General features: G+C 59.5%; 16 protein-coding genes. 8 read left to right on the top strand and 8 right to left on the bottom strand.

The window, feature by feature from the left end; genetic code table 11:
- Positions 1-61: 61 nt before the first annotated feature.
- Positions 62-751 (bottom strand): LuxR C-terminal-related transcriptional regulator, encoded by a 690-nt coding sequence (locus D6B98_RS16570; protein WP_126258041.1) that lies wholly within the window; start codon positions 749-751, stop codon positions 62-64.
- Positions 752-1,676: 925 nt separating this feature from the next.
- Between D6B98_RS16570 and D6B98_RS16565 the strand changes: the two genes are divergently transcribed.
- Complete coding sequence (locus D6B98_RS16565) at positions 1,677-1,997, top strand: H-NS histone family protein (protein ID WP_430644566.1); 321 nt, start codon at positions 1,677-1,679, stop codon at positions 1,995-1,997.
- Positions 1,998-2,253: 256 nt separating this feature from the next.
- On the opposite strand, the gene D6B98_RS16560 is transcribed toward D6B98_RS16565, so the two are convergent.
- The 5 genes from D6B98_RS16560 to D6B98_RS16540 form a co-directional block, all read right to left on the bottom strand.
- On the bottom strand, positions 2,254-3,372 hold the full coding sequence (locus D6B98_RS16560; protein WP_126258039.1) for an LbetaH domain-containing protein: 1,119 nt from the start codon (positions 3,370-3,372) through the stop codon (positions 2,254-2,256).
- A 33-nt stretch (positions 3,373-3,405) separates the two neighbouring features.
- Entirely contained in the window at positions 3,406-3,945 is a 540-nt protein-coding gene (locus D6B98_RS41950) for a GlgC family sugar phosphate nucleotidyltransferase (protein WP_478271319.1), read from the bottom strand.
- A 362-nt stretch (positions 3,946-4,307) separates the two neighbouring features.
- Positions 4,308-4,922 carry a transglutaminase-like cysteine peptidase gene (locus D6B98_RS16550; RefSeq protein WP_126258037.1) on the bottom strand — a complete coding sequence of 205 codons (615 nt, stop codon included), beginning with the start codon at positions 4,920-4,922 and terminating at the stop codon, positions 4,308-4,310.
- 568 nt (positions 4,923-5,490) lie between these two features.
- On the bottom strand, positions 5,491-5,805 hold the full coding sequence (locus D6B98_RS16545; RefSeq protein ID WP_126258036.1) for a hypothetical protein: 315 nt from the start codon (positions 5,803-5,805) through the stop codon (positions 5,491-5,493).
- Between the two features lie 22 nt (positions 5,806-5,827).
- The gene (locus tag D6B98_RS16540) at positions 5,828-6,775 is read right to left on the bottom strand and encodes an efflux RND transporter periplasmic adaptor subunit (RefSeq protein WP_126258035.1); all 948 of its coding nucleotides are present in this window, start codon (positions 6,773-6,775) and stop codon (positions 5,828-5,830) included.
- 173 nt (positions 6,776-6,948) lie between these two features.
- Between D6B98_RS16540 and D6B98_RS16535 the strand changes: the two genes are divergently transcribed.
- From D6B98_RS16535 to D6B98_RS16505, 7 genes are all read left to right on the top strand, one after another.
- A complete protein-coding gene (locus D6B98_RS16535; protein ID WP_164718665.1) occupies positions 6,949-8,865 on the top strand; it encodes an efflux RND transporter periplasmic adaptor subunit in 1,917 nt (638 codons plus the stop codon).
- A 10-nt stretch (positions 8,866-8,875) separates the two neighbouring features.
- Entirely contained in the window at positions 8,876-11,029 is a 2,154-nt protein-coding gene (locus D6B98_RS16530; RefSeq protein ID WP_126258033.1) for a zinc metalloprotease, read from the top strand.
- Positions 11,030-11,039: 10 nt separating this feature from the next.
- Complete coding sequence (locus tag D6B98_RS16525) at positions 11,040-13,058, top strand: preprotein translocase subunit SecA (RefSeq protein WP_126258032.1); 2,019 nt, start codon at positions 11,040-11,042, stop codon at positions 13,056-13,058.
- 156 nt (positions 13,059-13,214) lie between these two features.
- The gene (locus tag D6B98_RS16520; RefSeq protein ID WP_126258031.1) at positions 13,215-18,920 is read left to right on the top strand and encodes a LamG-like jellyroll fold domain-containing protein; all 5,706 of its coding nucleotides are present in this window, start codon (positions 13,215-13,217) and stop codon (positions 18,918-18,920) included.
- Positions 18,921-19,299: 379 nt separating this feature from the next.
- Positions 19,300-19,869, top strand: a complete 570-nt coding sequence (locus D6B98_RS16515) for a hypothetical protein (protein WP_126258030.1) — start codon at positions 19,300-19,302, stop codon at positions 19,867-19,869.
- 643 nt (positions 19,870-20,512) lie between these two features.
- The gene (locus tag D6B98_RS16510) at positions 20,513-20,746 is read left to right on the top strand and encodes a hypothetical protein (protein WP_126258029.1); all 234 of its coding nucleotides are present in this window, start codon (positions 20,513-20,515) and stop codon (positions 20,744-20,746) included.
- A gap of 30 nt (positions 20,747-20,776) precedes the next feature.
- A complete protein-coding gene (locus D6B98_RS16505; protein ID WP_126258028.1) occupies positions 20,777-21,040 on the top strand; it encodes a hypothetical protein in 264 nt (87 codons plus the stop codon).
- Between the two features lie 483 nt (positions 21,041-21,523).
- Here D6B98_RS16505 and D6B98_RS16500 read toward each other — a convergent pair whose 3' ends face one another.
- Together D6B98_RS16500 and D6B98_RS16495 are read right to left on the bottom strand one after the other, a co-directional pair.
- A complete protein-coding gene (locus D6B98_RS16500; protein ID WP_126258027.1) occupies positions 21,524-22,837 on the bottom strand; it encodes an HlyD family type I secretion periplasmic adaptor subunit in 1,314 nt (437 codons plus the stop codon).
- Entirely contained in the window at positions 22,834-24,768 is a 1,935-nt protein-coding gene (locus D6B98_RS16495) for a type I secretion system permease/ATPase (protein WP_245481404.1), read from the bottom strand. Before D6B98_RS16495 ends, D6B98_RS16500 begins: the two co-directional genes overlap by 4 nt.
- Positions 24,769-25,657: the final 889 nt, after the last annotated feature.

The raw sequence follows: 25,657 nt of genomic DNA, 5'->3' as shown, positions 1-25,657 counted from the left end.
ACATCTGGCACCGCGATGGCCCGCTCCTGGTGCACGCTTCGGAAGACGCCAGCCGTCCTCGTCATTTCACGCCGATCGGATCCTGATGTAACAGATCAAGAGGGTTCGGCTCACGTGGCGCTGCATGCAGCTCGCTTCGAGAAAGCGCCATTGCCGCAAGAACTGTGCGATTGCTGATGTCCAGCTTCTGGAAAATGTGATGGAGGTGGACCTTGATCGTACCGTCGGCAAGATTCAACCGACGGCCGATCGCTTTATTCGATAGACCTTCCGACACGAGCTGCACGATCTGACGCTCCCGGTCCGTGAGTTGCGTCAGAGGCTCGTCATCGACGCGGAGCTCCTCGCTGACCTGCTCGGTGCTCGGCGAGGTGACAGCTTGGCCCTGCGCAGCCTTCCGAAGGGTCTCGACCAGCAGCTCCGGATGCGCGTCTCTTGGCAGGAGGATACAGCCGCCATCCAAGGCCAGACTTTGCAACTCATGGTCGCCCGTAGTACCGGCAAAGAAGATTATCGGCGCACCCGGGCTTGCAGCGTTTGCTCGCCCGAGGATCTGCTCCCGACTGAGGTCCGGCAGCGTAGGATCGACAAGCGCAATGTCCGGCGCAAGAAATCGGATGGCCTCAATGCAGCTTGCTCCGTCGTTGCAAGACGCAACGACCGTAAAATCACGCTGCATCGCAAGAACGCTCCTGATGCCCTGCAAGACGATCGGGTGTCGATCCGCGATGACAATTCTGATGCGGCGCATGCTGCCCCTGCCTATTGCTAACAACCCCCTGTGCAGCGGTTTAATCCAACAAGCTCTTTCTAACACGCGGGGATAACCAGCCCGGACCGCCCGGCACCGTCGATGTGGCGCCACCGTAGCTTGGGCGGCAAATGCGCGCAGCACCGTATGAATGCGGTGCTGCGCGCAGATTCAGGTCTGCCGATTCTTGACGAAAGGACCGCATCTTGGCCAACCTTGGCGAAATGGGAGAGATTCCCTCAGCAAATGTCGGCGCGCCGATTGGCAGCCGGGTATTATGGCTAACATCTAATTAACTTCGTCGGCACAGTTATTACGAATGGTATATTGGGACCTTCACGATTCAAATCTAACATTTGACGAAGTTTCGGCGAAAGCGAGGCCATCGAAGACCCCGCGCTTCTGAAAGGGGGAAAAGTAATACTATTCATCAGGGCGACGATGGACACTAACCACGAAAATGGCTGCGTCTGACCGCAGCCAGTCTAGCACCGATGAAAGAAAGCCGGTCACCCAAGTTGGAGCTGCTTCTTCATTAATTCAGCAACTTCAATGAGCGCGTCAGCAGGGATCGTTGGTAATGAGTAGGTGGTCACATGTATTCTTCGGCTGTTTTGCGTCAAACTCATCAAGCTCTCATCATTCAATTCACTGAATTGCAGAACTTGCGTAGTCGCGTGTTTAAGGCCGAGCAGCGGTTGCTTGCACCCAGGCGACGAGCCCACGGGCGGCGGGCGCTTGGGAGGTGCCCCCTCGCTCGAAGGCACGGGCCCAGCCGGTAACTCCGATCACCACGTTCCCCGCCGGCACGGGCGCGCGAGTGGATCGCGCTTGCCGGACCCCGGCTTGACCTGATAATCCCCCTCCGGTTTCGGTTCGGAGCTAGGTGGGGACGGCTTCCATGGAGAATGAGGATTGGGCATCCATGTCCACAGCGGAGCTGTGGCGACTCTACGATGAGGTCACGACTGTTCTTGGTCGCAGGATGACCGCGGAAAAGGCCAAGCTCGAAGAGCGGCTTCGCAAGATTGAGGGGACGGCCGCTGCGGCCCGGGACGAGGAACGTCCGCGCCGCCCCTACCCCCCAGTGTTGCCGAAATACCAGAACCCGAAGAATCCGTCCGAAACGTGGTCCGGTCGCGGTAAGCAGCCCCGATGGCTGAAAGCTCAGCTTCGAGCCGGTAAAAAACTAAACGATCTCCTGATCGATCGCTCGTCCGCACAAAGGCGCCGCAGGACCGGCTGAGCGCCGGCCGCGCTATCGTAGTGCGCCGCGACGATCCCGCAGTCTGCCCCACGCGGAGGGCTGGTTGTACCTGGCCGCCGTCATGGATCTCTTCGCCGCAAGATCGTCGGTTGGGCGATAGTGCAACCACATGTGGGTCGACCGGGCTCGTTCATCACCGCCGGTACCGAACCCCTGCCGAGGCCCAGCGCGACATCTTCGCCTTCATCGAGGGCTTGCAATCGAACCCGGCTCACTTCCGCCATCGGCCCCGATTCTAACTCCTGATTTGATTATTTCCGACAAACTCTTGCACGATGGTTTGCAACCAATCTGTCCCGGCATCAACTGCATCGTCAGGAAGCGTCCGTAGCCATTCCACATGGCTCATGGAGCTTGGCTCTATTGCCAAAGGGCACGCAATTGAGGGGAGCTGCATGGCAGGCAGAGAGCTGACTCCAAGAAATTGAGCAAGCCTGAACCACCGCTCCGACATCCCGCTGTCAATGAGATGGATCGCTGCATCCATCGTCATCCCTAGATGAGACTGTCTCTGCTCGCTGGTTAAGCGTGCCTTTCGTACCGAAACATACCAAGAACGAAGGGCCGCTAGTTGGCCGACGTATTCCAGGTTTCGTTCGACTCTTGGACCAGAGAGCCCTCTTGCTTCGAAGGTCCAAGGAGCGTCGATCTCGCGCAGCTTTTCGGCATGGATTCGTCCGGCTCCAACATCCGAACGTATGACTTGCCCGGCAACAGTGAAGGTGCCGTAGCCTATCCGGTTAGGGCCCACCATCCCACTGATGCCACCTATAAAGATTCGCTCCTGCCTGAGAAAGACCCCTTGAGGAACGTCTCCAATCAGCGAGGGAGTTGCCTTGTCGCCGGCTTCTCCCCACGGGGTGAAATTGAAATGAATGAACCCGCTACCGACTTCCGTGTGATTGGACCTTGAACGCCCCCCTGAGATAAAACAGTCGCAACAATTAATGAGCGAACCCAGAGTTACAAAGCTCGTCAGGATCGTGTGCTTAAGGCCGACCGCATGAGCAGTCGAAGCTTCCTCTTCAAGAAGAGTACCTCCGCGAATGTGCCCATTCGATCCTATTCTAGCTTTGGAAAGAAGCACCGAGTCGGTGACGAATCCGCTGGCGATTTCAGCGCCTTCTCCAACGATCGAGTTCACAACGGTTGCTGGTCCCTCGCTCCCCAGCTTTGCGCCAGGAGCAACAACGGTCCCGGACCCGAGCAAGCGGACCCCCGGGAAAAGTACAGATCCCGGAAAGATGCGATCAAGTTGAACTTGATCGTCGATGAATATTTGGCGGGGATCAACGAGATCCACGCCCTTCTCAGCAAGGAGCTCAAGTCTGTCGACGAGCGAAAGCTTCTTCATTTGTAGCGTACCTGGCTCGTTACATTGGATGTCTTAGGAACTGCGAACGACCGATCCCGCCGCGACTTTGTCAGATGAAGCCACAATCGAGCCTGGGCAAATTATAGCCCCAAGACCTAGTTGAGCTCCGTCGCCGACGAATGCCACCAGATCTGGTGCTTGAGCTGCTGCGTCTCCCACGAGACACCCTGCTCTGACCAATACGTCAGACCCCAGAACGCAGTTCTGCACAACGGAGTTCTCAGAAATGGTACAGCGGTTCATGAGTATGCTGTCAGAAACGAATGACCCGGCTCGAAGCTGTGATCCTGTCCCAATGAACGATCTGCCAAAAATTCTCGCCCCACATTCAACGACGCAGTCCGGGCCAACTATTAGAGGGCCGCTTAAAACGGCTCCCGATTTAACGTGACTATTCGGACCCAAGTAGACGAGCCCTGACACGATGGCCTTGTCTTCGATAGTCCCGTCAATCTGCTGCCGACCGAGCTTGGCGTAAAGCTGATCCCGAGAGGAAAATAGATCTTCAAGCGTTGCGAACCTCGACAGCCATTTCTCGAATTCTTCCTCCATAGGAGAGTAAAACAAGTCACTGGGCCGCATTGGTGTCTCCTGGCCTTCCGCCAAAGCTCGCAAGTCCGGCACTAAGCGTCTCTACCACGATTTGCCAAAGAGTAGATAATCCGAAGGGCTGCGAGCTTCGAGGCGCAGGTGACGGAGTGCTCCCATGGACCAGTGCAGTGCGCGGATCGGGGCCATTCTCGCCGACCAAGCAAACTCAGGGGAGTCCAAAGCCCCTATCACTCGTCGATCGAGCGGCTCCTGGTCGCCGACATGATTCGGCCAGGTTACGACGAAAGCCTCCGCGCCTTTCTCTGCAGCTTACTGGCCAACGGAAGGAAATGGCGATTCGCGTTACGCTGGCCGAGGCGGCGTTATGCTCCTTTGCCGTCGATTGTCGCCCACAGCTGATGACTGCTCGGCATCTGTACGCGAAGCCAACGATAGGGGACGCGCGACCAGAGCTTGATCTCCGGAGCGAGATTGTCGAGCACGAGATCGCCGCTCTGGGTGCGGACGAGCAGCACCAAATGATGCTCTCCGGAGCTGACGATGACCTCGCTCAGTAGCAAGGCCCGCGCCGGCCAGCCACGCCGCAGGAGTTCGTGGCGTTTGCTTACAGCGTAGTCATTGCAGTCCCCGCGATCGGGATTGATGCTCCACGCCTCGCCGGCCAAGCCGAGGTCATTGGGCACTGGCGCAATAGCCAGATTGACCACGCGATTAACCTCCAAGAGATCCACCCACCGCTCGTCGGTCAACCGGACCGGACCACCCCGGAATCCCCGCCGGGAGCGGCATTCGGCCTCATAGCGCAGGCAGAACATCGTGTACGTCAGAGGCGGAAGAGCGGGCGGTCCGAGTTTGATGCGCCCTGGTGCTGCTTGAGGAATCGTGTGCATCGCCAGGCGTCCTGCGCCCGCCCATTCAGGACCTCCGGCCGCCATGACGACCGCCAAAACCAAGATGGAGCCGGAGACTCGATACATCTGCCGATCCCCTGCAAACACCACTGATTTGGATCCCGCCGCAGCAGGCATCGCCGCACCGCGCGGTTAATGATTTTTTCTATTTAATTATATTAATAATTATATAATGATCAAGCGAATAATAATGGATTAAATAATCCAGCCTCAGGCGAAAAAACGTTCTGCCTGCCAGGGGACGAGCAGGGTCAACGGCGGTTAGTTCTTTCCGGGAACGCTGCGCCTACGCTGCCCTGCCGCCAGGCGAATGGATGCACTGAGCGGGCATGTTTCTTGCGTCGGGGAATCGCCGCAATCGCGCTCAATTTCGTGCGCGGGGCGGCGATGCGAGTCGAAGTCGCCGGCGTTGCTTCTCGCGCGTTGTGACGCCTGACAAAAGCCTGCGGTGGGATCTTCCAATCGGAATTCAATCCGAGCGCTGGGATTGGACGTTCAAGTCCGCTTGTGCCGCGTTTGAGGTGTGGGTTGTTCGTCAAGGCAGCCGAACGAATTCCGCTACTGCGCCCACTGACCAGTCATGACGGCTGCTGCTTTTCGATCACCTTCCGGCAGTCTGCCAGCGGCCTCTTGATCAGCGTGTAATGGGCTCGCGACGGCCGGTGCGTGCGCGGCTGATCTCCCAGGGCCACAAATTCACTAGTTCGCCTGCTCCCGAAGTGGATATTTTGGCGCACAGGGCGGGGGCGAGCCGTTCCAAAATCAGGCGCCGCTCCAAACGGATCTCGCGTTCGAGGGCGTCCGAGTAGATCGGAATCGCGTGGATTGTCTCACGAGGGATACGGCAGGATACGTGCCCAGATGGGGTCACTGCCCTAATCACGATGGCCTTGCCGTCCCATTCGACCTCGCCGACGAACTCAATGTCTCCGATAGAACTCAGTGTCATATCGAACTCCCGACTCTGTTAATCATTGCTTGTAAGTTTTGCTGTTTTCAAAGGATGATGGCGCGTCACCAGCCATCAGCGCCGGATTGTCACCGTCCAACACAAATTCGACTTTGCAGCGAATTCCCCCAGGTAGCGCCAAACGCGGATTCGGCAGGGCCAGACGCACCCCGAACGTTCCGCTCGCAGCGTCGAGGACACGATCGACAACGGTGACAGAGGCAGCATAGAGACCGGCGATAGGCAGCTCCGGTCGCACATTGGCTCTGCTGCCGGTACGGATTTGACCAAAATACGCGGTGGGCACGAACACTTCGACCCTCAGCGGATCAATCTGTGCGAGGGTGAACACTGGGCTCTGGTCATTTCGGTATTCACCCGGAACGAGAAGTCGCTCGACCACCACGCCGTCGATCGGGCTACGCAGCGCGCGTTGATTCAGAACCTCTTCGGCGTGCGCGACTTCCAGGCGAGCAAGCTCCTTGTGAAGCTTCGCCTCCTTGAGCTGCTGTTCGGCGACCCGCACCTCGGCTTCAACTTCCTGGAGTGAAGCGAGTGGACTGACGGACCTTGTATGAAGCTCCCTCAGGCGCTCATGTTTTTGATGCAGGAACTGCGCGCGAGCTTCGGCCGATTTAACGGGGGCATCATTGGTTGCGCGGGCCCGCGCCAGCGCCAGCGTCGCGGCCTCAACCCCATCTTCGATCTTGCCAATGATCTGGCCCTGCCGAACGATGTCGCCGCGGTCAACGTCGAGGCGCGCGATCATGCCGACCGCCGGGCTCGCCAGCTTGACGGTTTGTTGCGGCTCGATCACGCAATTGAATTCTCGCTTCTCCGCCGAGATTTCTAGGGTCTCCGCCCTTGCACCGGAACGGGCTAGCAAGATCCCCGCCGGCACGTACAAGCACAACAGGATGCAGCTCATGCGCTGAGCTCTGCGGACAATTTCCGCAATCGGACTCACCATGCGAGGTTCCCACCGAATTCCGCTTTTCCTCTCATATCATTTATATTATATTAATTTGACTTAATAGGGATTAAAATCAAAACTGCGATAAATATTTAAAGCAAGGGGATCGGCAAATGGCGACCCCTTCCGGCAGCAGCACCTGGTTATTGGTCGCTTGCTTTGGAAAGCACATGTCTGAGCCCGACTTGACGGCAAGCGGCGGCCCCGCTCCACAATTGCGGAGGGTGCCATCAGATGCGACGACGTCGCCGCACTGGCAGGGATTGCTGAACGCAGGAAACGAAGCGACATTTGTTTCGGCCTGGCTGGCGCTGCAATGCAGCCGTATTGCCGGCGTGTCAGCTGGTCTGTTGCTCATGCGGGGGGTTGATTCAACTGCGCCGTCACTATCCGTGACGTGGCCGCCTCGGGATGTCGATGCCAGCGATCTCATGCGCCTGGCCGAAACTGCCTACAAGGAGCGTCGCTTGGTCGTTGCTCCCGGTCGCGTCGGTCCCGATTCCAGGCCGGCACAACCGGTGGCCCTGATAGTCGCCCAGCCACTGGGCACTACGAACGAGCCGATTGCGGCTGTGGCCATCGCATTGACGACGACGGCCGCCAAGCCTCTGGTTACCCCGGCCATCGTCGCTGAGCAATTGCGCTGGGGCGCGGGCTGGCTCGAGGCACTGCCTTGGGCTAGACATACCAAGGATCTCTCGTCTGACGTAACGCGAGCCGCATCGTGCCTCGACCTCCTCGTCACGGTGAACGCGCAGCCGCGGCTGAGCGGTATGGCAATCGCGGTCGTCAACGAGCTGGCCACCCGCCTGCGGTGCGAGCGCGTATCGCTGGGTGTTGTCGGTCGCAACGGCACAATCTGCCTGCGCGCGGTTTCATTCTCGTCCAGCTTCAAACGCGAGAGCCGCCTCGTCAATTCGATCGAGAGCGCAATGGAAGAGGCGATCGAGCAGCGTGAATGCGTCGCTTATCCGCCATTGCCAAGCATGAGACGCGTCGCGGCCATCGCCCACCGGGCGCTGGCGGAGGAAGCAAAGGCGTCGGGCTCGTCGACGATGTCAGCTGTACTGATCGGCCCCCATGGAAAACCGATCGGCGCTCTCACGCTCGAACGTCACCGCGCCGAGCCCTTTTCGGACGACGAGCTGAAGTTGGTGGAGGGGATCGCGGCGCTGCTGGGACCTCAGATCGGATTGCAGCTGCGCGCAAACCGGCTCTTGGGCGGACGTGTGGTTGATAGTATCGGCGACGGATGCGCGGCGCTGTTCGGCGCACGGCGGCCGGCCCTCAAGCTCTGCGTCGCCGGTGCCATCGCGCTTGCGCTGATCTTGGCCTTTGCGAAAGGCGAGCACCGCGTCACCGCGAAATCGGTCCTTGAGGCCGAAGTGCAGCGCGCAGCTGTGGCTCCGTTCGACGGATTTGTTCGAGCGGCTCCGGCTCGAGCCGGCGACACGGTTCGCCAAGGCGACCTTCTCACCCTGCTTGACGACCGGGATCTTGTTCTCGATCGGTTGAAGCGGCGAGCCGAACTCGACAAGCTACTTCAGCGCGATCGCGAGGCGCTCGCCAAGCACAATCGCAACGGCCTCGCGGTACTGGAACCGCAGATCCGGCAAGCGGAAGCCCAGTTGGCACTCGCGGAAGAGAACCTCGCGCGCACCCGCATCCTCGCTCCATTCGACGGTATTGTCGTCTCGGGCGATCTGAGCCAGATGCTCGGCTCTCCCGTTGAGAAGGGAAAAACACTGTTCGAGGTGGCGCCACTCAATTCCTACCGCTTGATCGTTCAGGTCGACGAACGTGACGTTCGCTTCGTGGCGGTCGGACAAAGCGGCACCGTCGCACTCGCAGGCAGGCCCGGCGAACCGGTGCCGATGACGCTGAGCAAGATCACGCCGGTTACGCTCGCCGAGGAAGGACGCAATGCTTTTCGGATCGAGGCCCGCCTCTCGGAACCGGGCATTGCACTGCGCCCCGGGATGGAAGGCGTTGCAAAGATCAATTCGGGACGACGCTCGATTGCGTGGATCTGGCTGCATCCCGTGATCGATTGGCTGCGCATTGCCGCTTGGAAGTACCTGCCGTGAGAGGGGCGATATGACCACAGCCCCGTTTCTGAGCTCGTCCTGGTATCGCGTCGCGCAACTCAGGCCGAAGCTTCGCGACCACACCTCGATCTACCGACATCGGTATCGCGGCTGCATCTGGTATGTCGTTCAGGATCACGCGACCGGCCGCATGCACCGCTTGTCGCCCGCCGGCTACATGATCGTGGCCGCGATGGACGGCGTGCGAACGGTTGACCAGATCTGGCACGAGGTCGGATCCGCTCTTGCTGAGGAGGCGCCGAGCCAGAGCGAGGCCATCCAATTGTTGGCCGAACTCAGCGCTTTCGACCTGTTACAAACCGAAGTGACTCCGGATGCAAGTGCGCTGGTCGCACGTGCGGCGAAAGCCAAACGATCCAGGTGGCTCGGCAACGTGCTCTACCCGCTGGCCCTGCGGATTCCGCTCTGGCATCCGGTCAGGTTTTTCGAACGTACCCGGCCGCTTGCAGAATGGTTATTCGGGTTGCCGGGTGCCGTGCTGTGGCTACTGGTGGTGTTGCCGGCACCTCTGCTCGCGGCACAAAACTGGCAGGAATTAACAGCCGACGTCTCCGACCGAATTCTAGCCACCGATAACCTTCTGTTGCTCGCGCTGGTGTATCTCCTGCTCAAGACGCTGCATGAATTTGGGCACGGATTTGCGGTCGCGGCGTTCGGGGGAACAATACCCGAATTCGGAGTCATGATCCTGGTGTTCGCCCCATTGCCCTATGTCGACGCCTCTGCCGCATCGGCATTCCGCAGCAAGTGGAGGCGCGCGCTTGTTGGCGCGGCCGGAATGATTGTCGAAGTGTTCTTGGCGGCGCTCGCGCTCTACGTATGGCTTACTGTTGAGGCTGGACTTGTCCGCACGCTCGCATTCGACGCATTGGCCGTCGCCGGTGTCTCGACCCTGGTATACAACGGCAATCCACTCCTGCGATATGACGGCTACTACATTCTCGCGGATCTGCTGGAAATCCCTAACCTGGCGCAGCGTGCTACCCGGTACTGGGGCTACCTTGTCAATCGCCATGTGTTTCGCGCGGACGGGTCGAAGGATTTCGTGGCCGCGACTGGCGAACGCATTTGGCTACTTCTATATGCACCGACTGCCTTCCTTTACCGCCAATTCGTGATGCTCGCGATCGCCGTGTTCGTCGCCTCGCAGTATCTCGCCTTCGGCGTCTTGATCGCGGTCTGGAGTCTGCTGACCGGTGTTGCGCTGCCCATCGGCAAGGCCCTGTGGTTCGTGCTCGCGAGCCCGAAGCTTCAACGCAATCGCGCCCGCGCAGTAGCTGCGACTTTCGGCATGATCCTGGCCGTCGGGTTGATGCTTTTCCTAATTCCGGCCCCTTCTTACACTACGACGGAAGGCGTTGCCTGGTTGCCGGAGAATGCAATCGTGCGCGCGAGAACCGATGGCTTCGCGCGCGTGCTGCTGGTCCATCCCGGCATGAACGTCACGGTCGGGGAAGCGCTGGTCGAAAGCGAAGACTCGACACTCAAGGCCGAACTCGTAATTCTCCGCGCACACGTCGCCGAACTCGAGACGAGGCTTGCCATCGAGCGCTTTACCGACCGCGCGAGCGCAGAGATCACCTCGACGGAAATAGGACAGGCACGCGCCGAGCTTGCGACCGCAACCGATCGCGCCGCGCGCCTCGTCGTGCACAGCCGCAGCGAGGGCACCTTTGCCGTTATGAAGCCACAAGATCTGCCCGGACGGTTCCTGCGCGAAGGGCAACAAATCGGCTACGTACTTACTCCCGGCTCTCGCATCGTGCGCGCAACGATCCGTCAGGACGACATCGACCTCGTTCGCCATCGGCTGCAGAGCGCCGAAGTCAGACTCGCAGAGCGCCCAGATGAGACATTGCGCGTTGAGTCCATTCGCGAAATACCGTCAGGCCGTGACGTCCTCCCCAGCAGAGCTTTGGGAGGCGCTGGCGGCGGCGCCTTCACCGTCGATCCCGGCGATCCCGAAGGCGTAAAGACGCTGCAACGCGTCTTCCAGATCGATCTTGTACTGCCCGAAATTGCACCGGCGGCCACCGCGTTCGGCGGCCGCGCCTACGTCCGCTTCAACTTCAATTGGGAGCCGCCGGGCCAGCAGATCTGGCGTCGTCTGCGACAATTGCTGCTGTCTCAGCTGCAGGTCTGAAGGCATCCGTATGCTCACGCGCAAACGAAACTTCTTCGGTTTGGCCTCGGTGTCAGTAGACGCACCCTATGCGGAGCAGGCCGCTCGTCAAGAGATTGGACTCGATGCTGCCCTCCTCGAGGCTTGGGGCCGGGTCTTGCCTTTCCTTCAGCCGGCCCTCGCGCGTGACCGCCTCGGCCGCTTCGTCCGGTCGGTCGGTGATCTGGAACCGCAGTTCGCTGTCCTGACGGACCGGCGCTTGCGCGAAACCGCGGAGGAGCTGCGCGCATCATTGCTGTCAACTCCCCCCTACTCGCATCAAATGGCGCGTTCGTTTGCGCTGGCGCGCGAGGCGGCGCGTCGTCACGTCGGGATGCGTCTCTTTCCGGTCCAATTGCTCGGCGGCGCCGCCATGATGGGAGGCGCAGTCGCCGAAATGGAAACCGGTGAAGGCAAGACTTTGACGGCGCTGCTGCCGGCGATCACCGCCGCACTCATGGGACGTCCGGTTCATATCATCACGGTCAACGATTATCTCGCGCGCCGCGACGCCGAACAGCTCGCACCTATCTACAACGCGCTTGATCTCACCGTCGGGCTCGTCGAGCACGGACAGTCGCGGCAGGAAAGGCAAAGAGCCTACGCGAGCGACGTCACCTATTGTACCAATAAGGAGCTTGTGTTCGACTATCTCCGCGATCGGCTCACGCTCGGCCCTCGCCGTGCCCGTTCTCGGCTTTCTCTCGACACAATATTCAAAAGCAGACTTGCCAGCCACCATCAAACACCGCTTCTGCGCGGTCTGCATTTTGCGATCGTAGACGAGGCAGACAGCGTCCTGATTGACGAGGCTCGCGTGCCGCTGATCCTCTCCGGAACGCAAGAAAGGCCTGAGAATGCCGGGGGCCTGCACGAGACCGCACTTGATCTCGCTCAACGCCTGGTGCCCGGCGACGACTTTCATGTGCGCGCAAGCGAGAAATCGGTGCGGCTAACCAGCCGCGGCGAAGGCCGGATCGCTCAGCTCGCTGCAGGACTAACGGGCCTATGGGCAATCCGACGCGCGCGCGAGGAACTCGCGCAGCACGCGCTTGCCGCCCTTCATCTCTACCGACGCGACGTTCAGTATATCGTCGCCGATAACAAGGTGCAGATCGTCGACGAGTACACCGGGCGCATCATGCCAGACCGTTCGTGGGAAGGCGGCATTCACCAACTTATCGAAGCCAAGGAACATTGCACCATCACGGAGCAACGCACGACCCTTGCACAAATTACCTATCAGCGCTTCTTTCGCCGCTACGTGCACCTTTGCGGCATGACCGGAACGGCGATCGAGCCGGCAGGTGAACTGTACGGCATCTACGGCCTCCGCGTTGTACGCATCCCAACAAACCGGCCTTTGCGACGAATGAATGCCGGCACACGCTTGTTCCCGACGGCCAACGTCAAATGGGACGCCGTGGTCGCTTCTGTTCACGAGATCGTTCGCAAAGGTCGCGCCGTGCTCGTCGGGACCCGCTCGGTTGAAGCCTCTGAGCAAATTTCGCAGTTGCTTGGCAGATCGGGCCTCGAATCCGTGGTTCTCAACGCGCGCCAGGACCACGCAGAGGCCGAGATCATTGCGGGCGCGGGTCAACCGGGCCGCATAACGGTCGCCACCAACATGGCCGGCCGCGGCACCGACATACAACTACATCCTGCAGTCCGGAGCCGAGGCGGCTTGCATGTCATCCTGACCGAATATCACGAGTCCCGCCGCATCGACCGCCAACTCTTTGGGCGCGCCGGCCGCCAGGGTGATTCCGGTAGCTACGAAACGATCGTCGCGCTCGATGATGAGCTTTTCAGGCGCTTTATCAATCCGAAGCTTCTTCGGTTACTAGGCAAACAATCGAAACGAACGCAGCCAATTCAAGGAGCCTTGGGACGCGCATTGCGCAGCTACGGCCAACACGCAGCCGAGCGTCTTCACGGGCGAGCCAGACGTACCGCCCTCGCCGAAGATCTGCGTTTCAACAGAATTCTCAGCTTCGCCGGGACTGAATGATGGTCCCGTGCCATCCGCAGCACACACGCAAATATTATTATATCTTGGAATCATTAATATATGGCCAGCACGGTACATTATGGTAATATTTAATTGGAAACTAAATATCAGTTAATTATCCAGCGCGATTTCAGATTGTGGCGTTCGGAGACAACGATGTCGAATTCCTGGGGCTTGTTCGGCCATCTGGCGCAACGGATCATTTACGGCAGCGCGAGAAGCGATCGCAAGACGATCGTCGATGGCAAACGCGATGCTGGTCATTCGGCTAGTCATTCGCCGCTGATCTTAGAGACGCTCGAGCCGCGCATGCTGCTCGCCGCGGATCCTCTTGGCATCACGGCAGGCTACGCCTTCAACGAGGTCTCGGGCACCACAACGGCTGATGCATCTGGTCACGGCATCGTCGGCACGCTCACGAACGGTGCGACCTTCACAGGGGGAAAATACGGCAATGCGGTCGCACTCGACGGCGTGAACGACCTGGTCGATCTCGGGAATCCGAGTGCGCTGCAAATGACTGGCAGCATGACTCTCAGTGCGTGGGTCTACGTCCATTCGTTCCCCGCTGACGATGCGCCTGTTGTGTCCAAGCGCACCTGGGGCGAATCCGGATACCAGCTTGACATCACCGCGGACACCGGGCCTCGCACGATCGGGTTCAAGCTCACCAACAGCTCGGGCGGGCAGATGTTCCGCTACGGCGCGACGGCGCTGCAGCCCAACACGTGGTATCACGCCGCCGGCGTCTATGACGCCGCGGGCCAAACTTTGAACGTCTATCTCAATGGCGTCCTCGACAACGGGCAGTTGACTGGCACAGTCACGAGCTCCCAGCAGAATTCGACGGCCAACGTGAATATCGGCAGTCGGCCGGGCCGTACAGGATTCGATTTTCCTGGCCTTATCGATGACGTGCGCATCGCCGATCATGCGCTCACCCCCGATCAGATCCAAACCGATATGGCGACTCCCCTCGCCGGAACGGCAGACACGATTGCCCCGGCGGTGTCCCTCACGCCTCCGGCCCCGATCGTATCCGGGTCTGTGAGTCTCGCAGCGAGCGCATCGGACAACATCGGCGTTGCCGGAGTCAAGTTTCTGCTCGATGGCAACACCCTGATCGGCACGGAGGATACCACCTCGCCGTACGGTGTCTCATGGACCACTACCACGGCATCGAACGGCTCGCATGTGCTGACCGCGCAGGCACGCGATGCTGCCAACAACATAACCACCTCGACGCCAGTCAGCATTACGGTCGACAATCAGGCGCCGACCGGTACGGTGACGATCAACGGCGGCGCCGCGGCAACCAACAGCACCTCAGTCACGCTTACGATCACTGCGACCGATGCAGTGACTGCCGTCAAGCAGATGCGCTTCTCCAACAACGGGAGTTCGTATTCGACGGCGGAAGCCTTCGCCCCGACCAAGGCCTGGACGCTATCGAACGCAACAGGCACTAAGACGGTCTTTGTCCAGATCATGGACGCCGCAGGAAACTGGTCCGCGGCCCTGACCGATACCATCGTGCTCGACACCACGGCGCCGACGATCAGTGGGCAGACGGCGACGAACCTAACCGCCAACACCGCACGAGTCACCTGGACCACCAACGAGCCCGCGACTTCGCGGGTCGAGTACGGATTGACGACCAGTTACGGATCGTCGACGACGCTTGATGCGACTCTGGTGACGGCACACAGCGTTACGCTAACCGGCCTTGCTCCCAACACTATCTACAATTTCCGCGTTCGTTCGATCGACGCTGCCGGGAACGAAAGAATCGGCTCAAACGCCACATTCACGACGACCGCCACCCAGGACACCACGCCGCCATCGACTCCTACAGGCCTGGTGGCGACCGGGGCTTCGACAACGCAGATCAATCTGTCGTGGAACGCCTCGACCGACAACGTTGCGGTCACCGGCTATCAGGTCTTCCGCAATGGTACGCAGGTTGGTACCCCGACGACGACCACGTTCGGCGATACCGGCCTGTCGCCAGGTACATCCTACACTTATACCGTGCGGGCGAGGGACGCGGCGTCGAACCTCTCCGGACAGTCCACAGCGGCCGTTGCCACTACACTGACGCCCGACACGACACTACCTACGTCCACGATCACAGGGCCGACGGGATCAACGACCGTTTCGGGTACGATCACGATCAGTGCCAATGCCTCCGACAATGTCGGGGTGGCGGGCGTGACTTTCCTGGTGGACAATATCGCGGTCGGCGGGGGCGAAGACCTAACGTCACCCTACAGCGTCAGTTGGGATACGACGACGGTCGTGAATGGCGTCCACACGATTACGGTACGCGCCCGGGATACCTCCGGAAACACCGGCGATTCGCTGCCCGTCAGCATCACGGTGTCAAACACTCAAACACCGGGTCTGGTTGCGGCCTATTCCTTCGATGAAGGATCCGGAACGACCGCGGGCGATTCCTCAGGGCAGTCGAACCTAGCCACACTCAACAATGGCGTCGCCTGGGTGGCCGGCAAGCATGGCCAGGCCGCAAGCTTTGATGGAGTGAATGACTACATCTCTATTCCAAACTCTGCCTCGACCAACATCTCCGGTAGTGCCCTTACATTGTCGACGTGGATCAATCCCCAGCCGCTCGCGAGCGGCGACTCCGTCGTTATCGGGAAGTTCTGGAATACGACCATGTCGTCACCTTACTACCAGTATGGACTGGAACTGCGCGGCGGCAATCAGACCGATTTCTATATTGGGACATCCAGTGGCGCGCGCGTCGCCGCCTCGGGAACCACCTTGCCATTCAACCAGTGGTCCCACCTCGCCATCACCTTCGATGGCGCGCAAGTCAAGACATATGTCAATGGAAACCTCGTCAACACACAAGCGCTGTCAGCGACTATCACGGCGCGCGGCAACCCCATGCGCGTCGGAGCGGATGCGTCGACCGCGCAATTCTACAAGGGAGCGCTCGACGATCTGCGCATCTACAACCGCGTGCTGACCTCGGCGCAAGTGCAGTCGGACATGACGACGCCGATCGGCAACCCGACGGCCGGATCACCGCAGGTCTTGATAGATTCCCCAATCAACGGGGCGCAAGTTAGCGGCATCGTCAATGTGACTGCAGATGCAACCGACGATACCGGCATCGCCAATGTGCAGTTCTATATCGACAATGTCGCAACCGGATCCCCCGATGCGACCGATCCTTACGCGCTTGCGTGGGACACGCGTACGGCGAGCAACGGCGCGCACATTATCACCGCAAAGGCGACCGACATAGACGGCCATACGACGTTGTCAGCACCGATAACCGTCAACGTCGCGAACAGCAGCTTTTTCCAGAACGAGATTCTCGCGACGGGGTTCAATCTGCCGAGCGCGATCAAATTCCTTCCCGATGGCCGCATGCTGGTGGTGGAACTTGCGGGCACAATCAAGGTATTGCCGCCGCCCTACACCACGCCCGATCCAACGCCGTTCCTGCAACTCACCAATATCGGCTCGGCGGGCGTACAGCAAGGCATCTATGACATTGCACTGGACCCCAACTTCAACACCAATCATTACTATTACATCTTCTATACGCTGGGGACGCCGAACGTGGATCGCTTCTCGCGCTTCACGGCGAACGCGACGCTGACGGGTACTGTCCCTGGCAGCGAGTTCGTCATCTATCAGGATACGGAAATTGCCAATGCCGAGCACCACGGCGGAGCGATCAACTTCAGCAACGACGGCAAGATCCTGCTCACGACCGGGGAGCATTTCCAGGCTGGCGACGCGCAAGACCTCACGAAGCCGCGTGGCAAGATCCTGCGATACAACATGGACGGCACCGTTCCCACCGACAATCCGTTCTACGACGGCAACGGACCGAACTACGATGCAATATGGGCGCTTGGTCTGCGGAATCCCTTCCGCGCCTACTACGACGCGCCCACCGGGCGGCTGATCATCGGCGATGTCGGCGGGAACGGCTATTCAACCGCAATCGAGGAAATCGACATCGGAGCGAAGGGTGCCAATTACGGCTGGCCGGACGTAGAAACTCCGAACGGGAATCCCGCCTACACTGCACCGGCTTACTACTACCCGCACTATGGACGCGACGCCGCGGTCGTCGCTGGATTTGTCTATCACGGCACACAATTCCCAAGCAGCTATCAGGGCAGCTTCTTCTTCGCGGATTACACTCAGAACTGGATCAAGCGGCTGACGTTCGACGCCAACGGAAACGTCGCCGGCGTCTTCAACTTCGAGCCAGCCGACGGTTCGGTAGATGGCCCTTACGGCGACATTGTCTACTTGACCGAAGGCCCCGATGGCGCGCTCTACTATGTCGACCTCGGCTACTCCGATATCAGCGGCACATTCGGCCTAAGCAAAATCCGCCGCATCGAATTCATTCAATCGGATCTGCCTCCTGTAGCGACGGTTTCGGCATCACCAACGAAAGGACCCAGCCCGCTGACCGTCAACTTCTCCAGCAACGGTTCATCTGATCCGGAAGGAAAGCCTCTCACCTATTCGTGGAACTTCGGTGACGGCGCGACTTCGACCGCGGCCAACCCATCGCACACCTATACGGTCTCCGGCCCTTATCAGGCCCGGCTAACGGTCTCCGACGGAGTCAATTCGACGCTATCGACCCCGATCGCAATCAGCGTCGGCAATAGTCCCGTTGTGAGCCTCCTTGGACCAACCGACGGCGCAATCTTCAGGGCGGGCGATGTGATCACATTTAGCGGCACCGCAACCGATGCCGAAGATGGTACACTCGCCGCAAGTGTCTACACCTGGAATATTGACTTCCTCCACGAAGGTCATGTTCATCCGGGCACCCCCATCACCGGCGTGACCAGCGGTACGTTCACGATTCCGACCAGCGGTCACGACTTCAGCGGATTCACGCGGTATCGAATAACGCTGACCGTGACCGATTCCAGTGGGCTGCAATCGAGCCAATCCGTCACCATCCTCCCCGATAAGGTCAATCTCAATTTCAGCACGACGCCTGCCGGATTAACGTTGTATCTGGACGGCATCGCGCACACGACGCCGTTCACCTACGACGCGTTGATCGGCTTCAATCACGAGATCGAAGCGCGCAACGCGACCGTCGGAACCACGACCTACAACTTCGTCTCCTGGTCGGATAGCGGTACTCAAAACCACATCATCACAGTCCCCGTCGGCGGTGCGACCTATACTGCGACTTATAATGCCGTCACGACGCCGGCCCCCCTGGCATTCGTGCAGGCGAATTCAGCCACGCCGCAAACCAACCAGACGCAGGTCTCGGTCGCCTACACGAACGCGCAGACAACAGGCAACACGAACATCCTCGTGATCGGATGGAACAACACGACATCAAATATCACATCCCTCACGGACTCGGCCGGCAATGTCTATCAACTCGCCGTCCCGACAGCGAGAGGTAGCGGCATCAGCCAGGCGATCTACTACGCCCCGAATATCAAGCAAGCCGCCGCCGGCACGAACACTGTGACCGTGACCTTCAACACTGCGACTCAATACGTGGACATTCGCGCTCTGGAATACAGCGGTCTCGATGTCATCAATCCGTTCGATGTCGGGGCCTCGGCGGCCGGCACCAGCAGTTCAGCCAGCAGCGGGGCCGTTACAACGTCCACCGCGCATGAGCTCATTTTTGGTGCCGGAACGACGACGGGTGGTTTCACTGCGGCAGGCAGCGGGTTTACCACGCGCATCATTACAACGCCCGACCTTGATATTGCCCAGGACCGGTTCGTAACCGCGACAGGTAGCTACAGCGCGACCGCATCTCTCCAAGGCTCTGCGGCATGGGTGATGCAGGTCGCGACCTTCAAGGCAGTGAGTTGATCTGCATGCCGCAGTCCCAAGGCTTATGCGCCAACGCCGTTGCGTACAACCGCGTGTGCAGCAACGCCGTTGAAGTGGCACGAGGCACTATATTATGACTGCTTCGGATGAACCGATTGTTGGTAGTTGCGCATCGGCGCTGGCGAAGGACCTAACTCGAGGTGAGTTCTTCGCGGGTCTATTCGCTCTCGGTTGTGCGAGTGGCCTAGCATCCCGCGTCATTCAATCGGTCCATGGGCTTGGATGGCTAGATGCGCTTCTTGGCACGTTTGAAATCAGTGTACTCGTTTGGATATCATGCGCCGCTGGAATTTCCCTCGTTCTTCAAGACCGAACGATCGGGATTCGCTCTTCAGAACTCGTCTTGGGAGCGGCCTTTGTGCTGCTCGCCATTCTACCGGTAGGTCCCGTCAGTTGGCTGGCAGTAACCGCGCTCAGTCTCTATGTCATCAACACGGCCGATGCCTCATCATCGCGGCGCGGCGCTCTCATACTACTGGCTGTTACCGTGCCCATGTTTTGGAGCCGGCTATTCTTTCATTTCTTTGCCGAGCTAATTTTGCGGATCGATGCGGGTCTCGTGGGCTGGATACTGCGCAGCTCTCGAACCGGGGACGTCGTCGAATTTGCCGACGCTTCCGGCGTTCTGGTCATTCTGCCAGGGTGCTCTTCGCTCGCAAACGTATCGCTTGCAGTTCTATGCTGGGTGACTGTGAGCCAGTTAGTCAGCCACAAGAAATCTGCTTACGATCTATTCTGGTGCCTGATGGCTTGCATCTCCGTCGTAGCGGTGAATGTCACTCGCATCAGCTTTATGGGCCTGAGCCAATGGCACTACGCCATGTTCCATAGTTGGTGGGGCGACGCGGTCGCGAACACGACCATTTTGGGCCTGACGGTCGGCTTCTGCGTGCTGGGGGTGAGGCGTGAGCTCTTCCGCCGGATTTAAGTGGTTTATCGCGGCCGTGCTATTACTGGCCACTGGATGGAAGATTGCGATTCCATTCGAAAATCCAGGCCAGCTAAGAGAGGATATTGTTAGATTCCTCGAACGAAATCACTTCAGCGTCACAGCAACCAATGAAGTTACGACAGGTACTCTGATCATCCGAGCCACCAGAGCGTCGTGTCAATTGCAGGTCGCTAAGCTTACTCCGGACGGATCGAACCGACATCTCATTCGACATCTTGCAACAGGGACCGATCGCTCGTTCGTCGTATTTCGGGGCGAAGTGTACACGCAGCAACCGACCGCATGGACAGTGTTGCACTATCTGCGATCCAGATTTCTTCGCGAACTTGGATTCATTCGACAAATCACTCCCGTCATCGACGTGGCGGAAAGCTTGGCCTGCAATGCAGAACGGCTCCCATGGAGTGAACTTCAGGATCGCCCCGCGTGATTCAACGAGCTCTCGGATGTTCACGACTCTCCTCATATGGATATCTGAACTTCGATGCACCGACGTCAAATTGTCGCGCGCGTATTGTCAGCTGGTATCTACCCGAGATTTATGTTGACTGAATTTAATTATTATGATTATTAAAAGATCAAATATTTATTAATGCGCCGTGCTAAGGGAGAAGAAAATATGACCTTGCCTGGGTGGGTCCTTGCGATTTTCCTCACGATGGCCGCGGCGGTGCCGGCCGGCGTCTATTTCACGGCTACTCTGTTCTTTCCTCCCGACCAAAGCTACACTTACGTCGGTCAGGGGACGGCACAGGGCGCACCTGGACCGATCGCGGGCGCGGGGCTATCCTTCGCCGCAGTTGCGTATGCGGCCTATTGGGTAATCAAGCGCCGTCGACGCAAACCGGACTAAGCAATCGACTCTGTTCAGAGCGATGATCGAATGATCCTGCTCGGGGCGTATGCTTGCGAGCAGGACAGGAGAAGTCGGATTGAGCCCACGCTGTTTGCAGGCTTGCAAGCCGAGTACCGGCCGCTCGACCGACAGGCCATCCCTGCGCGCAAGTGGATGAATGCCGATGATGAGGCATCAGCGCGCCTTGAACGCACGCTCCGCCTGATCTTCGCGCTTCGTATGAGCCGGCGCAGCCATTCAACGGCAAAGACCATAGCCGTATTTCTCCGGGGTCAAATCTTCATACAGTGATAGCTCGGGTAGGACGGATTTCACATGCCGAGTGAGCTGCTAGTCGTTCTGGGGGCTGAAGCTACAATACTTGCCTGCGTGGCGGCGATGACCCTGTACGCCAGGCGAATGGACGTACTGAGCGGAAGGTCGATCGAGCGATCGCTAGTTTCGCCCACGGGCAGTAGACATCCGTCACGCTCGATCCGCCGAATGCCGCGCGATTTGCTGCGGTTGATCAGGAGGTGGGGCGAGCTCACTACGCTCGCCCCGCGAAATCTCTGGCAGCGATCTGATATCCCCAGAACGTCGCGGTTAGGCCTTCAAGCCAGATCACAAACTCCGTCCCGGCTCGTGACGCGCTTTCGTCCGTCGGGCACGCCCGCCGGCGATGCGTCCGGCCGACCAGCCCTGGTTTCAGAGCCGGGCCGCAATGTCGACCCCACCGAATAGGCGTCGACCCCGCTTGCGTGAGGTCAAACGCTGCCCAGCTTCCGCGAAGACTCAGCGCTCCTTGAATGCACGCTCCGCCTGATCGTGCAGCGGCTTGAGCAGATAGGACAGCGCAGTCCGACCAGCCGTCTTGATAAAGACCTCCACCGGCATGCCCGGCAGCAGCTTGGCCGACCCGAGTTTTACCAGCTCTTCGGGCTTCAGCAGGACGCGACCCGTGTAGTAACTCGTGCCGGCACGCTGATCCTGTGTGATGTCTGCCGAGACCAAGCTGACCTCTCCGTCGATCTCGGGCGTGGTCTTCTGGTTGAACGCTGCGAAACGCATCGTCGCGGTCTGCCCCATATAAACCTGGTCGATATCGCGCGGTGCGATCTTGACCTCGACTGCAAGCGAGTCCGCATCAGGTACGATCAGCATGATTTGCTCGCCGGGAGAAATGACCCCTCCAACCGTGTGGACGCTGAGCTCGTGGACGCGGCCGGATTGTGGTGCCCTGATATCGATCCGATTCAACTGATCGACCGCTGCAGTCTTACGCTCGCCCAGTTCGGAGAGTTTCGAGCGCGTTTCGATCAGGTCCTTGCCGACCTCCGTCCGCAGATCCTGGTCAACCTGAATGATCTGGAGGCCAATTTCGGAGATCTTGCCCTTCGACTGCGCAACCATGCCGGCCAACTGGCTGCGCTCGCCTTCGAGGCGCGCGGAGTCGCGCTCGAGGGAATTGAGCCGCGTGATCGGCACCAGATTCTTCTGCCAGAGGCTGCGCACGCCTTCCAGCTCCTGGCGAATGAACTCAACTTCCTTCTGCTTGGCCTCGATCTGCCCCGTATAGCCCTTGATCTCGTTTTCCAGCTGGGCGCTCTTCTCCTGCAACTGCGCTTTTTGGCCGCTTCTCGCCTGACGACGCAGATCGAACAGCTTCCGTTCCGCAGTGATCGCGCGGCTCGCCTCGGAGTTGCTCTCCTTGGCCCGATCGAGCAGCAGCTTGGGGAACATGACCTGCTCGGCGCCATCACGTTCGGCCTCGAGACGAGCCTGCCGCGCGAGCAGCTCATCGATGCTGTTGGTAACGATCGTCGCATTCGCGAGCGTCTGGGTCTCGTCGAGGCGGATCAAAACGTCGCCTGCATTGACACGGTCGCCTTGCCGCACGCGCAATTCTCCGACGATCCCGCCGGTGGCGTGCTGAACCTTCTTAACGCTCGAATCCACCACGACCACGCCCTGGGCGATCACCGCACCCGACAACTGAGTCGTTGTCGCCCAGCCGCCGACCCCAAAGGTCACCAGAGCGAACATGATCATTCCAACGATCATGTAACGCTGGATGGATTGCAACGCCGGCGCTATCTGACCGCTCATCGGCCTCCTCCTTGAGCTTCCGCGACGACCTTGAGCGGTACCGGATTTCGCAGCACTTGCCTGAGAACCTCCTCTCTCTTGCCGAAGGACTGAACCCTGCCTTCGCCGAGGCACAAGACATGGTCCACGCCTTCCAGCGCCTTCGGGCGATGCGCGACAACGGCGACAATCCCTCCCCGGCGGCGCACGTTCAGGATCGCCTCGGTCAAGGCCTCCTCGCCCTCGGCATCGAGATTGGAAGAGGGCTCATCAAGCACGACCAGGAATGGCTTGCCGTAAAAAGCGCGCGCGAGCCCGATACGCTGCCGCTGCCCCGCCGACAGCGCCAGTCCTCCCTCGCCGATCTTCGTGCCGTAGCCGTCCGGAAGGGAGAGGATGAGATCGTGCGCGCCCGCGGCATGCGAAGCTTCCAGAACTGCGGCGGCCGTTGCATGCGGGTCGAACCGTGCAATGTTCATCGCAATGCTGCCGTCGAACAATTCGACGTCCTGAGGCAGATAACCGATGTGCTTGCCGAGGGCGTCCGAAGACCAGTGATCGAGCGCGGCGTTGTCGAGCCGGATCCTACCTCGCATGCATGGCCACACTCCCACCAGCGCACGTGCCAACGTCGACTTGCCCGATCCGCTCGGACCAATGATTCCAACCGCCTGCCCGCTCCGCAGCTGGAACGACACTTCACTGACGGTGGGCCTCTGCGCGTTTGGGGCGCCGATATAGAGGTGCTCGGCAGTGAGGGTCTCAACCGGCGGAGGTAGCGCCAACCGCTCCTCGTCGTGAGGCAGAAGCTTCAGCAGCCCATCGAGCCGTTGCCCTGATTGCCGCGCGGCGACGAATCCTTTCCAGTTCGCGATGGCCAGTTCGACGGGCGCCAGTGCCCGCGCGGTGAGGATCGATCCGGCAATGATGATGCCGGCCGTCGATTCCTGGTTGATGACGAGGACGGCGCCAACGGCGAGAACCAGCGATTGCAAGATCGCCCGAAAAAGCTTGGAGGCACCACCGAGTCCGTTTGCGACGTCACTGGCTCGCTCATGAGCCGCGAGGTACTTCGCGTTGACATCCTGCCAACGTAAAGCCGCCTGTTGCCGCATGCCCATGGCCTGTAGAACTTCGGCGTTTCGCCGCCCCTCGAGCGCCAGTGCGGTTCGCGAAACGGCGAGACGCGAGGTCGCCTTTGCCGGGCCTCGCGTGCGGGTTTCCGTGAGCATCGTAATCCCGACCAGCACCAGCGCGCCGGCCAGCGCAGTGACGCCGATCCAGAAGTGAAAGAGGAAGCAGACGCCAAGATAGATTGGCATCCAGGGCAGATCGAACAGCGCCGTCGGCCCTCCGCTCGACAGGAAGCTGCGGACCTGATCAAGGTCCCGCATTGGCTGCAAGCCATCGCCATCGGCTCTGGTCTTCAAGGGCAGGCGAACAAGCGCATCGAATATGCGAACGCCGAGCGCTTCATCGAAATACCGGCCGACCCGGGCGCTGATCCTGCTCCTGACGAGGTCGAGCCCGCCCTGAAACAGGTAAAGCACCGTGGCCAGAACCATCAAGGCGATCAGCGTCGGTATGCTGCGCCCGGGCAGCACCCGATCGTAGACTTGCAGCATGAAGAACGAGCCGGTGAGCATGAGGAGATTGCTCATCCCGCTGAAGGCCGCGAGAGCCCAGAAAATCCGGCGGCAAGACCGCAGGAAAGCCGACAGCTCTGACCGCGACTCATCATCGTCGCCAGCCGACCGCGGGACACCGGAGAACAGTCGTTGCCGCAAGACTTCGACGAGACGCTTTGCCCAGCCGATCGGCCCCTGCGTCCGCAGTTCGGCATCTTCCGCCCACTGTCGTGCGACGACCCCAAGTCTCGTCAAACGCGAAAATTGGATCCGATAAAGGCTTGCTGGCAGGGAGATTACGCCCCACCGTTCAGAATTTGTCATGGCTCCCGCCCTTGAACCGTGCCTTAAGTGATGATCCCCGAGAGGCTCCCCAAGGCAGATGTGAGTTTGATTTCCCTGTCATCGAGCTACTGTTACGCGAGATAGAAGTCAGACCGATTTTGCACCGAACCAAGCCAACTTGAGCGTGTCGCCTCCCCGGTAGCCGGCGCGGACATGATAACCGTCCTGCCATTTAATTCGCTCAATCCGCTCTCCCAGCTTCCAACACGTACTCCGCCGCGAAGTCGTTCGCAGAGCGCGATGTCGTGGTGATTTGTATCCACCACCTCATGGTTAATTAGCTTGGCCTCACGTGCCGGTCGCCATGGGCTTTTTTGGGACCAGATGGGGGCCGGGCCGAGGTTTTTTTAACCAGCACGTCAACTCGCGGTACTACAATAATCGCGCGATACGCCTTCGATTAAATCGTCACGAATTTCCCTGATGTCATGCCCAACCACGAAACTCAACACGCCTCCATCGCGGCACGGCCTGAACACACAGAAATCGTTTACTAAAAAAGCTCGGCAAGCCGATCCGACCAACAACTGAGCACGGACTTCCGCGCGATATTTAATTTTTAATATTCAATTTTCACGCGCTCACATTTTTTAATGCGATGAAGGCCAAACAAGGCTGGTGATCGGAGCGAAGACAGAATCGCGCCTGGACGCGTTCGATGCTTGTCGCGACCGGCCTGAGAATCACCTTCGCACGAAGCGCGACTGGCTCCAGTCGCGCGCCTCGATCTTGTTCGCGCGCTGTATCCAGCGATACAACGGAAAGCTGCTCACGCGTAGACCGCAATAGAGGCACAAAAAAGAAGGCGGGGACCTCCCCGCCTTCCATGATCTGCACCGCAGATCGGCTACTCCATGTCGCTGAATTC

The sequence above is a fragment of the Bradyrhizobium sp. LVM 105 genome (assembly GCF_003957705.1).
Lineage (GTDB): Bacteria > Pseudomonadota > Alphaproteobacteria > Rhizobiales > Xanthobacteraceae > Bradyrhizobium > Bradyrhizobium frederickii.
The sequence above is the reverse complement of the archived record's forward strand: the minus strand, read 5'-3'. Positions and strand labels throughout refer to the sequence as shown.

Coding starts and splice junctions, on each gene's coding strand:
- D6B98_RS16495 (WP_245481404.1), bottom strand. CDS start 24,768: ATGACAAATTCTGAACGGTGGGGCGTAATCTCCCTGCCAGCAAGCCTT.
- D6B98_RS41950 (WP_478271319.1), bottom strand. CDS start 3,945: ATGGAGGAAGAATTCGAGAAATGGCTGTCGAGGTTCGCAACGCTTGAA.
- D6B98_RS16520 (WP_126258031.1), top strand. CDS start 13,215: ATGTCGAATTCCTGGGGCTTGTTCGGCCATCTGGCGCAACGGATCATT.
- D6B98_RS16565 (WP_430644566.1), top strand. CDS start 1,677: ATGTCCACAGCGGAGCTGTGGCGACTCTACGATGAGGTCACGACTGTT.
- D6B98_RS16560 (WP_126258039.1), bottom strand. CDS start 3,372: ATGAAGAAGCTTTCGCTCGTCGACAGACTTGAGCTCCTTGCTGAGAAG.
- D6B98_RS16545 (WP_126258036.1), bottom strand. CDS start 5,805: ATGACACTGAGTTCTATCGGAGACATTGAGTTCGTCGGCGAGGTCGAA.
- D6B98_RS16535 (WP_164718665.1), top strand. CDS start 6,949: ATGTCTGAGCCCGACTTGACGGCAAGCGGCGGCCCCGCTCCACAATTG.
- D6B98_RS16530 (WP_126258033.1), top strand. CDS start 8,876: ATGACCACAGCCCCGTTTCTGAGCTCGTCCTGGTATCGCGTCGCGCAA.
- D6B98_RS16510 (WP_126258029.1), top strand. CDS start 20,513: ATGACCTTGCCTGGGTGGGTCCTTGCGATTTTCCTCACGATGGCCGCG.
- D6B98_RS16570 (WP_126258041.1), bottom strand. CDS start 751: ATGCGCCGCATCAGAATTGTCATCGCGGATCGACACCCGATCGTCTTG.
- D6B98_RS16540 (WP_126258035.1), bottom strand. CDS start 6,775: ATGGTGAGTCCGATTGCGGAAATTGTCCGCAGAGCTCAGCGCATGAGC.
- D6B98_RS16525 (WP_126258032.1), top strand. CDS start 11,040: ATGCTCACGCGCAAACGAAACTTCTTCGGTTTGGCCTCGGTGTCAGTA.
- D6B98_RS16505 (WP_126258028.1), top strand. CDS start 20,777: ATGATCCTGCTCGGGGCGTATGCTTGCGAGCAGGACAGGAGAAGTCGG.
- D6B98_RS16500 (WP_126258027.1), bottom strand. CDS start 22,837: ATGAGCGGTCAGATAGCGCCGGCGTTGCAATCCATCCAGCGTTACATG.
- D6B98_RS16550 (WP_126258037.1), bottom strand. CDS start 4,922: ATGTATCGAGTCTCCGGCTCCATCTTGGTTTTGGCGGTCGTCATGGCG.